Raw genomic sequence first — 11,886 nt, 5'->3', positions numbered from 1 at the left:
CTGGGCGACGTAGCGGTCCAGCCGGCCGTCGGCGAGCGCGGCGGCCAGATCCGCGCCGGCGGCCTCGGCGATCCGGTCGGCGTACGGGCGGACCAGCGGGACGACCCCGGCGACCAGCCGGGCGGCAGCGGCGGCGAGCTGGCCGGTGGTGCCGGGGCGCAGCCCGAGGCAGAGCAGCATGTCGTCCCGGTAGCCGGGCGGGGCGACCGGCAGCGTGAGGGCGGCGGCGAAGGCGGCGCGGCGGGAGGCCACCCGGACGCCCGGGTTGGCCAGCCGGAGCACCGAGGGGCAGAGCCGGGCCAGGTCGGCGGCGGCCAGCCGGACCCCGAGCTGATCCGCGGCGGCCCGGCCGGAGGCCACCTTGCCGAGGGTCGCGACCAGTTCCTCCAGCCGGGGCTGGTCGGCCGGCTGGCAGAGCACCGGCAGGTCGATCCGGGACCGCCAGTCGTCCTGGGCCCAGAGCAGCCGGGCGGGGGCGGCGACCGGCAGGCCGAACGCCCAGTCAGCCGGCTCGCCGAGCCGGTCGACCCAGGAGCGGACGTCCCGGGCGGAGACCGAGACGTGCACGAGCCGGCCGTCCACCTCGGCGAGGTACGCCTGCCGGGCGGCGTACGGCGGGTCCACCGCGCGGCCCGCCGCGCCAGGCCGGGGCCGGGCGGGGCGGGGCTCGACGAGCACGTCGAGGTCGACGTCGCTGTGCGCGGTGGCGGCTCGGCGGGCATGGCTGCCACGGAGCAGGATGCCCACGACGGGCCGCTCGGCGGTGGCGCGGAGCCTGGTCGTCCAGTCGTCGAGGAAAACGCCTTCTGACAGCGGCCCGTGATCCACTTCGCCATCCTGCCGCACGGGGTACCCGCCCGCAATGCCCGAAGACGGACAGCCTGTCCGCTCCGAAGGCTAGTGCCCGACCGTTCGCATTCCTACCTCCGGGTACCTTTCGCCGGCCACCGCGTCGGCGGGCACCGCCGCGCGCAACCGGGCCTGCTGCTCGTCGGTGAGCCGCACGTCGGCCGCCGCGACGTTCTCCTCCAGCCAGCGCACCCGCTTGGTGCCCGGGATGGGCAGCACGTCCTCGCCCTGGGCCAGCAGCCAGGCCAGTGCCGCCTGGGCGGGGGTGCAGCCGATCTCCGCGGCCACCTCGCGGACCTCCGCCACGAGCCGGAGGTTGGCCTCGATGTTGCCCTCGGCGAACCTCGGGACACCGGCTCGCCAGTCGTCGGCGGCGAGTTGGTCCCGGCCGGTGATCGCGCCGGTGAGCAGCCCTCGTCCGACCGGCGAGTACGCCACCAGGGCCACCCCCAGTTCCCGGCAGGTGCCCAGCATCTCCCCCTCGACGTCCCGGGTGAACAGGGAGTACTCCATCTGCACCGCCGCGATCGGGTGCACGGCGTGCGCGGCACGCAGGGTGGCCGGGCTGACCTCCGACAGGCCGAGCAGCCGCACCTTGCCGGCCCGGACGAGGTCGGCCATGGCGTCGACCGTCTCCTCGATCGGCGTGGCCGGGTCGCGCCGGTGCAGGTAGTACAGGTCGACGCGGTCCACCCCGAGCCGGTCCAGCGAGGCGTCGCACGCCTCGCGGGCCCAGGCGGCGCTGCTGTCGACGTACATGCCGTCCGCGCCGGCGCGGTTGCCGAACTTGGTGGCCAGGAAGACCTCGTCACGGCGGGCGCGCACCACGGGGGAGAGCAGCCGTTCGTTCGCCCCGAAGCCGTACATGTCGGCGGTGTCGAGGTGGTCGACGCCCAGGTCGAGGGCGCGGTGCAGGGTACGGGTCGACTCGGCGTCGTCGCGGCCACCGTAGCCGTGGCTCATGCCCATGCAGCCCAGCCCGATGGCGGAGACCTCGGGCCCGCCGGCCCCCATCCGTCGGCGGATCATCGCCCCTCCTCGGCCCTGCGATAAATATCGATCTTGTAATCCAGCACCTTCAGGTCCTCCTCCAGTTCGGCCATCCGGGTCAGCACCCGGACTCGGTGCGCCTCGAACAGCGCCCGCCGGGCGCCCAGCGTCCGCTCCCCCAGCCGGGCCAGTTCGGCGTACCGGCGCATGTCGCGCACCGGCATCCCGGTCCGACGCAGCCGGGTGAGCAGGACGAGCCAGTCCAGGTCCGCGTCGCTGTACCGGCGTCGGCCGGCGGAGTCCCGACCCACCGGGGCGACCAGGCCCTCCTGCTCGTACCAGCGCAGGGTGTAGGTGGTCAGGCCGACCCGGGCCGCCGCCTCGCCGACGGACAGGCCTCGTTCCCGCGTAGCGATGTCCACGCCTGCCAGGTTTCCAGTTCGAGTGCGCTCGAAGTCAACCTTGCGCGCGGACGAGTAATTCATCTACCGTTGAGTTCAACAGATGATGAGTTTCTGCGGAGGTGGACGGTGGAGGACGCGATCACGATCCGCGACCTGGTCGTCGACCGCGGTCGACGACGGGTGCTGCACGGCATCGGCTGCGCGGTGCCGCGCGGCTCGGTGACCGGGCTGCTCGGCCCCAGCGGCAGCGGCAAGACGACCCTGATGCGCGCGGTGGTGGGGGTGCAGGTGGTCGGCAGCGGCAGCGTGACCGTGCTGGGCCAGCCGGCCGGAACGGCGGCGCTGCGGCGCCGGGTCGGCTACCTGACCCAGGCGCCCAGCGTCTACGCCGACCTGACCGTGCGGGAGAACGCCCGCTACTTCTCGGCCCTGCACGGCCGGCGGGCGGCCGACGCCGACCGGGCCGTGGCCGACGTCGGGCTGGCCGGGGCGGCCCACCAACTCGTCGGCACCCTCTCCGGCGGGCAGCGCAGCCGCGCCTCGCTGGCCTGTGCCCTGGTCGGCGAGCCGGAGCTGATCGTCCTCGACGAGCCGACCGTCGGGCAGGATCCGGTCCTGCGGGCCGATCTGTGGGCCCGGTTCCACGCGCTCGCCGCAGCCGGCACGACCCTGTTGGTCTCCAGCCACGTGATGGACGAGGCGGCCCGCTGCGACCGGCTGCTGCTGATCCGGCAGGGCCGGCTGGTCGCCGACGACACCCCGGACGCGGTCCGGGCCCGCACCGGCGTCGACGACCTGGAAGAGGCGTTCCTGCGGTTGATCCGCGCGGGCGAGACCCGAGAGGGAGCCACCCCGTGAACCCGAGGATCCTGGCCGTCACCACCGGGCGCATCCTGCGCCAGCTGCGGCACGACCGGCGCACCGTGGCGCTGCTCGTGGTGGTGCCGACCGCGCTGCTCACCCTGCTCTACTTCATGTACGCCGACCAGCCCACCCCACCCGGGCAGCCCTCGTTCTTCGATCGGGTGGCCCTGGTGATGCTCGGCATCTTCCCGTTCATCATCATGTTCCTGGTGACCAGCATCGCCATGCTCCGCGAACGCACCACCGGGACACTGGAACGCCTGCTCACCACCCCACTGGGCAGGCTCGACCTGCTCTTCGGCTACGGCGTCGCGTTCGGCCTGGCCGGCGCCGCGCAGGCGGCGGTCGCCTCGGCCGCGGCGTACGGGCTGCTCGGCCTGGACACCGCCGGCAGCGCCTGGCTGGTCGTCCTGATCGCCGCGGTGAACGCGGTGCTGGCGGTCGCGCTCGGCCTGCTGTGCAGCGCCTTCGCCCGCACCGAGTTCCAGGCGGTGCAGTTCATGCCGGTGGTGGTGCTGCCGCAGTTGCTGCTCTGCGGGCTGTTCGTGCCGCGCGGGCAGATGGCCGGCTGGCTCCAGGCGGTCAGCGACGTGCTGCCCCTGTCGTACGCGGTCGAGGCCCTCCAGCAGGTCGGCGCGCACGCCGAGCCGACCGGCACGATGTGGCGGGACGTGGCGGTCGTGGCCGGCGCGGCCGTGGTGGCCCTGGTGCTGGCCGCGGCGACCCTGCGGCGGCGCAGCGGATGAGTCCCCGACGCACCGGCCGGCGCCCCGGCAACCCGGACACCCGGGAGGCGATCCTCGCCGCGGCCCGCACGGCCTTCGCCGAGCGCGGATTCGACGCGGCCTCCATCCGGGTGATCGCGGCGGCCGCGGGCGTCGATCCGGCGCTGGTGCACCACTACTTCGGCACCAAGGAACAGCTCTTCCGGGCCACCGTCGACATCCCGGTGGACCCGGCGCAGCTGCTCCCCGCCGTGCTCGCGGGGGACGTGGACGGGGTGGGCGAACGGCTGGTCCGCACGTTCCTCACGGTGTGGGACTCGCCGGCCGGCGCGGCGGCGGTGGCCCTGCTGCGCTCGGCGGTCGCCAACGAGTGGACAGCCCGGCTGCTGCGCGAGTTCCTGGTCACCCAGGTGCTCCGCCGGGTGCTCGACCAGTTGGCGGTCGACCCGGCCGAGCTGCCGCTGCGCGGCTCGCTGGTCGCCACCCAGATGATCGGGCTGGCCATGATGCGGTACGTCATCCGGTTGGAGCCGGTCGCCTCCGCCGATCCGGAGGCCCTGGTGACGGCGGTGGCCCCCACGGTGCAGCGCTACCTCACCGGCCAACTCGACCAGGGATCTGCCCGCAGCCGGAGCAGGTGAGGGTCCGTCCGGTCCGGCACGTTGTCCCGACCCTCTACCGTGATGGCGCCGCGGTCCCGTGACCCGTCACGGACCGCCGGACGGTGAGCGTGGCACGCATTGGCGGGAGGCCAGGTTGGGAAGTAGAAGGTTCGCCCCGGTGGCTGTCGCGGTCGTCGCGCTGGTGGGCGTCACGGCGTGCGGCGGCGAGGGCGACGCCCAGCGGGAGTACGTCGACAAGCTCACCCGGGCCGGGTTCACCTCGGTGACGGTCTCCCCGGAGGTGAAGACCTCCCTGCGGAAGAACCGCGAGCGGCGCAACACCGTCGCCTACACCTTCCGGTGGCGCGTCAACACCGACGCCGACCCGGCGACCTGCGAGGTCCTCCTCCGGCACCCGGCGTTCAACGATCGCTCGCTGCGCGGTGACCACTGGAACATCGAGGAGGTCGACGACAAGGACGTCGACGGCTGGGGTGGCAACAGCCCCGATCCCGCGACGGTCGAGCGGCTGCTCCGCGAGCACCGCTACGACTGCTGATCCGGCGAGCAGGACGGCATCGACGCGACAGCCGGGGCCGGACGCGGACCGGTGACCGACGCCGCGGCAGACCGAACTGGCCGCCGGGTCTAGTCGACCGGTGGCCGGGCACCACTGCGGGCGGCCACCGCGTGACGGCAGAGCATCGGGTGCAGCAGCCGGGACAGTTCCGCCACGTCCGCCACCGGCCGGGGAAAGGCCAGCCGGGCGCGCCGGCGGTCGCCCGGCCCGCCGTACGCGACCACCATGCCGTACCGGTCCAGTCGCAGCACGCGCGGCTCGCCGTCGGGCAGGTCGAGCCGTCGACGCAGGTATCCGGTCACCTCGGGGCCGTGGTGATCGGCGAGGTCGGCCAGCAGCGCGGCCTCGACCGGGTGCAGCGGGTCCGGTGCGGCGGCGGCGTACTCCACGGGGTCGACCCGGTGCACGCCGGCGCTCTCCAGCCGGACCTCCACCACCTCGAAGCGGTGCAGCCGGAACCGGGTGCCGACGTCGAGCAGGTCACCGGTCGGGTCGACCGCGGCGAAGTCCGCCGCCGCGGCGTGGGCCGCGGCGCCGGTCAACGGCGCGGCCCAGCCGGACACCCAGGCCCGGCCGAGCGACGGCGCACCGGCCGCCGGGGGCAGGTCCAGCACGTCCAGCACCACGGCCACGTCGTCGGCCGAACCCGGGGCCAGCTCGGCGGCGAGGTCGCTGACCACCGGCACGAGCATCAGCACCCGGCCGTCGGGGTCCGTGGCGTGCCGGACGTGGAACGGCCCGGGCCGGTGAGCGAGGTGCACCAGAGCGGGGAGCCGGCCCGCGACCAGGGTACGAACGATCTCGGCGGGGCTCGGTCCCATCGGACACCTCCAACACAGGTTAGCCTTACCTAAGTCGCACCCTAGAGCACCCGCGCCGAGACGTCCACCGTCACCACCGCGATCCGTGCCGCCCGGTCACCACCGGCACGTCCCGGCGGGCCGGTTCCCGCGCCCGCCTAGCGGGTCTGCTCCAGCCAGGAGGCGTAGAGCAGGGCGTAGACCGACTCCGGGTCGCGGACCAGTTCGTCGTGCGGCCCCCGCTGCACGATCCGGCCCCGATCCACCACGATCACCTCGTCGGCGGCCTGGGCGGTGGAGAGCCGGTGCGCGATGGCCAGGGTCGTCCGGCCCCGGGTCACGGCGTCCAGGGTGCGCTGCAGGCGGACCTCCGTGGCCGGGTCCACGGCACTGGTGGCCTCGTCCAGCACCAGCAGGTCCGGGTCGGCCACGTACGCCCGCGCCAGCGCGACCAGCTGCCGCTCCCCCACGCTCAGCGCCTCGCCCCGCTCGCCGACGGGAGTGTCCAGGCCCGACGGCAGGCCGTCCAGCCAGTCCGCCAGCCCCAGCTCGGTGAAGGCGACGGTGAGCTGGTCGTCGGTCAACTCCGGACGAGCGAAACGGACGTTGTCGCCCACCGTGGCGTCGAAGAGGAAACCGTCCTGCGGCACCATCACCACCCGGGAACGCAGCGAGTCGAACCGGACCCGGTGCAGCGGCACGCCGGAGAGCAGCACCTCGCCCGCGCTCGGGTCCATCAACCGGGTGAGCAGCTTGGCGAAGGTGGTCTTGCCGCTGCCGGTCTCACCGACCACCGCCACCCGGCTCTTCGCCGGGATGTCCAGGGTGACGTCGTGCAGCACCGGTGGGCCGCCCGGATAGGCGAAGGTCACCCCGGCGAACCGGATGTCCAGCGGGCCGGGCGGCAACTCCCGCCCCTGCGCGCCCGGGTCGGCCACGTCGGGGGCGACGTCGAGCACGTCGAGCACCCGACGCCAGCCGGCGATGGCGTTCTGCGCCTCGTTGAGCACCTCGGTGGCGATCTGCACCGGCTGGATGAAGAGCGTGACCAGGAAGAGGAAGGCGGTGAGCTGCCCGATGGACAGGGTGCGGTCAGCGCCCAGGGTGACGCCGACGACCACGACGCCGGCCAGCGCCAGACCGGCCGCCAGCTCCCCCACCGAGCTGCCCATGATGCTGATCCGGATGGCCCGCTGCTGGGCCTTCTGCTGCCCCTCGATGGCGCTGTCCAGCCGCCGGGCGGTGCGCCCCGCGATGCCGTACGCCCGGATCACCGGCGCGCCGACGACGCTCTCGCCGATGGCGCCGAGCAGGGCGCCCATCCGCTGCCGTACCACGCCGTAGGCCGCGCCGAGGCGCTGCTGGAGGACCCGGATGAGCAGCACCGCCGGCGCGAACGCGCCGAGCACCACCAGCGTCAGCTGCCAGGAGTACGCCAGCATCACCGCGGTGGTGACCACGAGCTGGCCGAGGTTGACGATCAGGATCACGCCGCCCCACTGGAGGAACTGGGTGATCTGGTCGACGTCGCTGGTGACCCGGGAGACCAGCGACCCGCGCCGCTCGGACTGCTGGTGCAGCATCGACAGGTCGTGCACGTGCCGGAACGCCCGGGTGCGGACGTTGGCCAGGGCGGTCTCGCTGACCGTGAACAGCCGGCGCATCATCAGGTAGCCGCAGGCGGTGGTCGCCACCAGCACGGCGGCGGTGACGCCGACGACCGTCCAGACCACGCCCAGGTCGAGACCGCCGACGATGCCGTCGTCGATGCCGCGCTGCACCGCCACCGGCACCGCCACGCGCCCGACCATGTAGACCAGGGCCAGCACGAGCGTGCCGGCCAGTCCGGTCCTCAGCTCCGGAGAGAGCGCGAGACCACGGCGCAGGGTCCGCCAGGTCGACTCGGTCTTCTCCGCGTGTTCCACCGCCGCGCTCACCGGTCCACCTCGATTTCCAAACCGGAGGTCAGCGGGGTGACCTCGTCGAAGCCGCGCTGCTGCTCGCGGTCCTGCTCGGCCTGCTCGTACGCGGTGACCAGCTGCGCGTACCCGGGAACGGTGGCCAGCAACCGGCTGTGGGTACCCCGGGCCAGCACCCGCCCCTGCTCCAGGTAGATCACCTCGTCGGCGAGCGCGATGGTGGCCCGGCGGTACGCGACGACCAGGATCGACGCGGCGGCCCGGCCGTCGGTCGGGGCGCGCAACCCGGCCAGGATGGCGGCCTCCACCCGGGGGTCGACCGCGCTCGTCGCGTCGTCGAGCACCAGCAGCCGGGGTCGTCCGGCCAGCGCCCGGGCGAGGGTGAGCCGCTGCCGCTGCCCCCCGGAGAGCGAGGTGCCGCGCTCACCGACCATGGTGTCCAACCCTTCGGGAAGCGCGGCGACGAAGCCGTCCGCCTCGGCCAGCCGCAGCGCCGCCCACACGTCGTCGTCGCCGATGCCGGGACGGTCGAGGGTGATGTTGGCCCGGATCGTGTCGTCGAAGACGAAGGGCACCTGGGCGACCAGGGCGGCGTTCGAGGCGAGGGCGTCGGCGCGCAACTCGCGGACGTCGACGCCGTCCAGGGTGACCGTGCCGGCGCGCGGGTCGACCAGGCGTACCGCCAGGGCGGCGACGGTCGACTTGCCGGCGCCGGTCGGGCCGACCAGGGCGACCGTCTTTCCGGCCGGAACGGTGAAGGAGACCTCGCCGAGTACCTCGACGCCGGGCAGGTGCGCCTCGGCCGGCTCGTAGCCGAAGTGCACGTCGTGGAAGGCGAGCGTGGCCGGTGTCGGGTTCGTCGGGTCGAGGCGACGGTCGCCGTACGGCATCTCGCCGGTGGCGTCCAGGACCCGGCGGACCCGGTCCCAGCCGGCGACGCTGCGCGGCAGTTCGGCCAGCACCCAGCCGATGGCGCGTACCGGGAAGGCCAGCACGGTGAACAGGAAGGCGACGCTGACCAGCTCGGTGACGTTGATCGCGCCGGAGCGCAGCCGGAACGCCCCGACCACCAGCACGGCCAGGGTGCCGAGGCTGGGCAGGGCCTCCAGCATCGGGTCGAAGACACCCCGCAGTCGGCCGACGGAGATCAGCGCGTCGCGCAGCTCCGCGGCGCGGGCCGCGAACCGGGCGGTCTCGTGGGCCTCCCGGCCCATCGTCTTGACCACCAGGGCGCCGTCGAAGCTCTCGTGGGCGATGCCACTGACCTCGGCCCGCAGCCGCTGCGCCCGGGCCTGCCGGGGCGCCATCCGTCGGGAGTAGACCACGTTGAGCGCGAAGAGCGCCGGGAAGACCGCGAGGCCGACCAGCGCGAGCGGCCAGTCGGTGACGAAGAGCGAGACGATCGCGCCGACCAGCATCACCAGGGTGCCCACCGCGAAGGGCAGCGGGGCGATGGGGTACCAGGCGGCCTCCACATCGGAGTTGGCGTTGGACAGCAGCGTGCCGGTGGCGTTGCGCTGGTGCCAGGCCAGCGGCAGGTCGAGGTAGCGGCGGGTGACCCGGCGGCGGTAGGCGGCCTGGAGACGGAACTGCATGTAGCCGGCGCCGAGGCGGCGGCCGAAGATGCCGACCACCCGCAGCACGCTCATGCCGAACAGCGCCGCCGCGGCCAGGGCGAGCGCGCCGACCGGGACGGACCCGCGGGCGATCGCCGGCACCACCACCTCGCCGACCACCGCGCCCACGACGTACGCGCTGGCGACCACCATGAGGCCGAAGAGCACGCTACCCGTCACAGCCACCGCGAAGATGCGTGGTTGTTCCCGGATCGCCCGGCCGAGGACCCACAGACCCCGCCCGATGACGTCCCGACTCGTTCCGCTCGCCACGCTCTCCCCCGCCGTAAGCCGCCTTCTGTCCCCTCATCCTTACCGGTCGGGGCCAGCCCCGCCGACCGCATGCGGTATGTCCGCCGTCACGTGTGCCGGCGGCTGCCGGTCGGCCGCCGCCAGCGAGCCCACCGCGCCGGATACCGCCGGCGGGCCTACCATCTCCCTCATGCCGCGGTACGCCCGACCGGAGCGCGAGGCGCTCGCCGACCTGATGCTGGAGTGCGGCCCGGACGCGCCGACGGTCAACGACGGGTGGACGACCCGCGACCTGGCCGCGCACCTGGTGCTGCGCGAGCGCAGACCGGACGCCGCCGGCGGCATCCTGCTGCCGCCGTTGCGCGGGTACGCCGAGCGGGTACGCCTGCGGATCGCCGCGCGGCCCTGGCCGGAACTGGTCGGACAGGTCCGTCGGCCGCCGGTGTGGAGCCCGCTGAGCAACCCGCTCACCGACGAGCTGGCCAACACCCTGGAGTTCTTCGTCCACCACGAGGACGTCCGCCGAGCCCGGCCGGGGTGGCAGCCCCGCGACCTGCCGGCCGGCCTGCAGGGCCGGTTGTGGCAGCGGGTCGCCCTGCTGGCCCGCGCGGCGCTGCGCCGGTTCCCGGCGGACCTGCTGGTGCAGGCCCCCGGGCACGGGGAGGTGGCCGTGGGCCGGGGCGGCGACCGCCTCCGGCTGGTGGGGGGCCCGGGCGAGCTGGCGTTGTTCCTCTCCGGACGGCAGCGGGTGGCGCGGGTTCAGGTCGACGGCCCGCCGGCCGGCGCGGAGAGACTCCGCACCGCCGCCCTCGGCCTCTGACCGAACGCGCGACCGGCTGGTCCACCCCCGAGCGCCGGTGCGCCTGTCTGGTCCCGGACGACGCCCGGGCAGCGGCGCGACGGCAGCGGGCCTCCGCGCCGTCCATGTCCCGCTCGACCGGGCGGGACGGACGACCCGCCCGCCGGTACCGCCGGGAGGCCGCCGGACAGGAGTACGGGAACGGGCCTTTCCGAGATCAGGCGTCGAGCAGGCCCATCCCGGGGGCACCGATCGTGACCGTGACGACACGAAGCGGCATGGACTTCGGGAATCCGGGCACCGCCATGTGCGCAATCGGTCACTGTCGATGCGCCGGGCGTCCGTACACACTGGATTCTCGCCGATGCATTTCCCGCACCTGCTGCGCACCGGCCCCACCGGGTCGGCCGGACAGGGGGCCATCATGCTCAGCACCGCCATGTCGGCACTGCACGAGCCTCCCTTCGTCGCGGCCCGACATCCCGGCACCGACGAGGTGGCGGCCCAGAGCCTGGCCTGGGCCGGACGCCTCGGCCTGGTCGACGCCGGGCCCCGGCAGCGCCGACTGGGCCGGGCCGCCGCGGCCGAACTCGCCGGCCGGACCTGCCCGGCGGCCCCCCTCGACCGGCTCCGGCTGCTCACCGACCTGATCACCTGGCTGTTCGTGATGGACGACGCGTGCGACGAGGACGGTCTCGGCACGGAGGCGGCCCGGCTCGCGCCGGTCGTCGCCGCCCTGCTGGACGTCCTCGACCGGATCGGCGGGCCGGACGAGGAGACGCGGGGGGCCGCCGGCCCGCTCGGGTCGGCCCTGGCCGACATCTGCCGACGGGTCCGCGACCAGCACCGGCCGGCCCTGCTGCTGCGGCTGGTCAGCCAGCTGCGGGAGTACCTGCTCGCGCTGCTCTGGGAGGCCGCGAACCGGGAACGCCGGCGGGTGCCGGGGCTGACTGAGTACGTGCAGATGCGGCGGCACACCGGTGGCGCCCGCCCCAGCCTCACCCTGACCGATCTGGCGTACGACGGTCAGCCCGGGGTGGGGCGGCGCAGCGCGCCGGAGGTGCTCGCCCTGGACGACCTCACCACCGACCTGGTCTGCTGGTGCAACGACCTGTTCTCGCACCGCAAGGAGCGGCGGGCGGAGTCCGACGCGCAGAACCTGGTCACCGTGCTCGCGGCGCAGGCCGGGCTGGACGGCGACAGCGCCTTCCGGGTCGCGGCGGACCGGTTCAACGAGGGGTTGGCCCGATACCTGGCCCGGGACAGCGCGCTGGCCGCCGACCCGGCGCTGGCGTCCTTCCTCGCCGCCCGGCGGGCCTGGATCCGGGCCACCTACGACTGGTCGTTGCGGGCGGACCGGTACGCCTGATCCCCGGTGCCCGGTCAGGGCACCCGGCAGCCTCACAGTTTCAGGGCTAGCCGACCCCCGGGTACAGGCAATACTCTTCGGTAACCGCAAAGCGGCGTGACCCTTGTCACGTCTTAC

Annotated in this window: 11 protein-coding genes and 1 pseudogene; 6 read left to right on the top strand and 6 right to left on the bottom strand. The window is 74.3% G+C overall.

The features are described 5' to 3' along the window. Positions 1–96: 96 nt before the first annotated feature. From E1165_RS29795 to E1165_RS08455, 3 genes and pseudogenes are all read right to left on the bottom strand, one after another. Positions 97–420 (bottom strand): annotated as a pseudogene (locus E1165_RS29795) (phosphoribosyl-AMP cyclohydrolase); the annotation flags it as partial. Positions 421–897: 477 nt separating this feature from the next. Further along, positions 898–1,878 carry an aldo/keto reductase gene (locus E1165_RS08460; RefSeq protein WP_132389423.1) on the bottom strand — a complete coding sequence of 327 codons (981 nt, stop codon included), beginning with the start codon at positions 1,876–1,878 and terminating at the stop codon, positions 898–900. Beyond that, a complete protein-coding gene (locus E1165_RS08455; protein ID WP_132389421.1) occupies positions 1,875–2,261 on the bottom strand; it encodes a MerR family transcriptional regulator in 387 nt (128 codons plus the stop codon). The genes E1165_RS08460 and E1165_RS08455 overlap by 4 nt, the downstream gene beginning before the upstream one ends. Positions 2,262–2,369: 108 nt before the next feature. Here E1165_RS08455 and E1165_RS08450 point away from each other — a divergent pair, with 108 nt between their 5' ends. From E1165_RS08450 to E1165_RS08435, 4 genes are all read left to right on the top strand, one after another. Beyond that, positions 2,370–3,101 carry an ABC transporter ATP-binding protein gene (locus E1165_RS08450; RefSeq protein ID WP_132389419.1) on the top strand — a complete coding sequence of 244 codons (732 nt, stop codon included), beginning with the start codon at positions 2,370–2,372 and terminating at the stop codon, positions 3,099–3,101. Continuing rightward, the gene (locus E1165_RS08445) at positions 3,098–3,853 is read left to right on the top strand and encodes an ABC transporter permease (protein WP_132389417.1); all 756 of its coding nucleotides are present in this window, start codon (positions 3,098–3,100) and stop codon (positions 3,851–3,853) included. The genes E1165_RS08450 and E1165_RS08445 overlap by 4 nt, the downstream gene beginning before the upstream one ends. Beyond that, positions 3,850–4,473 carry a TetR family transcriptional regulator gene (locus E1165_RS08440; RefSeq protein ID WP_132389415.1) on the top strand — a complete coding sequence of 208 codons (624 nt, stop codon included), beginning with the start codon at positions 3,850–3,852 and terminating at the stop codon, positions 4,471–4,473. Before E1165_RS08445 ends, E1165_RS08440 begins: the two co-directional genes overlap by 4 nt. 139 nt (positions 4,474–4,612) lie before the next feature. Further along, the gene (locus E1165_RS08435) at positions 4,613–4,993 is read left to right on the top strand and encodes a hypothetical protein (RefSeq protein ID WP_132389413.1); all 381 of its coding nucleotides are present in this window, start codon (positions 4,613–4,615) and stop codon (positions 4,991–4,993) included. An 89-nt stretch (positions 4,994–5,082) separates the two neighbouring features. Here the strand turns inward: E1165_RS08435 and E1165_RS08430 are convergent, their stop codons facing one another. From E1165_RS08430 to E1165_RS08420, 3 genes are all read right to left on the bottom strand, one after another. Further along, a complete protein-coding gene (locus E1165_RS08430; protein WP_132389411.1) occupies positions 5,083–5,835 on the bottom strand; it encodes a DUF2470 domain-containing protein in 753 nt (250 codons plus the stop codon). Positions 5,836–5,972: 137 nt separating this feature from the next. Then, on the bottom strand, positions 5,973–7,751 hold the full coding sequence (locus tag E1165_RS08425) for an ABC transporter ATP-binding protein (RefSeq protein WP_207916772.1): 1,779 nt from the start codon (positions 7,749–7,751) through the stop codon (positions 5,973–5,975). After that, positions 7,748–9,622, bottom strand: coding sequence for an ABC transporter ATP-binding protein (locus E1165_RS08420; protein ID WP_132389409.1), 1,875 nt, complete (start codon positions 9,620–9,622; stop codon positions 7,748–7,750). The genes E1165_RS08425 and E1165_RS08420 overlap by 4 nt, the downstream gene beginning before the upstream one ends. 169 nt (positions 9,623–9,791) lie before the next feature. Here E1165_RS08420 and E1165_RS08415 point away from each other — a divergent pair, with 169 nt between their 5' ends. Both E1165_RS08415 and E1165_RS08410 read left to right on the top strand, forming a co-directional pair. Then, positions 9,792–10,421: a TIGR03085 family metal-binding protein gene (locus E1165_RS08415; protein WP_132389407.1), complete on the top strand. Its 630-nt coding sequence runs from the start codon at positions 9,792–9,794 to the stop codon at positions 10,419–10,421. 343 nt (positions 10,422–10,764) lie between these two features. Continuing rightward, on the top strand, positions 10,765–11,769 hold the full coding sequence (locus tag E1165_RS08410) for a terpene synthase (RefSeq protein WP_243704657.1): 1,005 nt from the start codon (positions 10,765–10,767) through the stop codon (positions 11,767–11,769). Positions 11,770–11,886: the final 117 nt, after the last annotated feature.

Source organism: Micromonospora sp. KC723 (genome assembly GCF_004348595.1).
Taxonomy (GTDB): Bacteria; Actinomycetota; Actinomycetes; order Mycobacteriales; family Micromonosporaceae; genus Micromonospora.
Note: the sequence above shows the minus strand (reverse complement) of the source record. Positions and strands in the feature narration are given on the sequence as shown.

Excerpts from the sequence above, each read along its gene's own strand:
- E1165_RS08440 (WP_132389415.1), top strand. The coding sequence starts at position 3,850 with ATGAGTCCCCGACGCACCGGCCGGCGCCCCGGCAACCCGGACACCCGG.
- E1165_RS08410 (WP_243704657.1), top strand. The coding sequence starts at position 10,765 with ATGCATTTCCCGCACCTGCTGCGCACCGGCCCCACCGGGTCGGCCGGA.
- E1165_RS08415 (WP_132389407.1), top strand. The coding sequence starts at position 9,792 with ATGCCGCGGTACGCCCGACCGGAGCGCGAGGCGCTCGCCGACCTGATG.
- E1165_RS08430 (WP_132389411.1), bottom strand. The coding sequence starts at position 5,835 with ATGGGACCGAGCCCCGCCGAGATCGTTCGTACCCTGGTCGCGGGCCGG.
- E1165_RS08460 (WP_132389423.1), bottom strand. The coding sequence starts at position 1,878 with ATGATCCGCCGACGGATGGGGGCCGGCGGGCCCGAGGTCTCCGCCATC.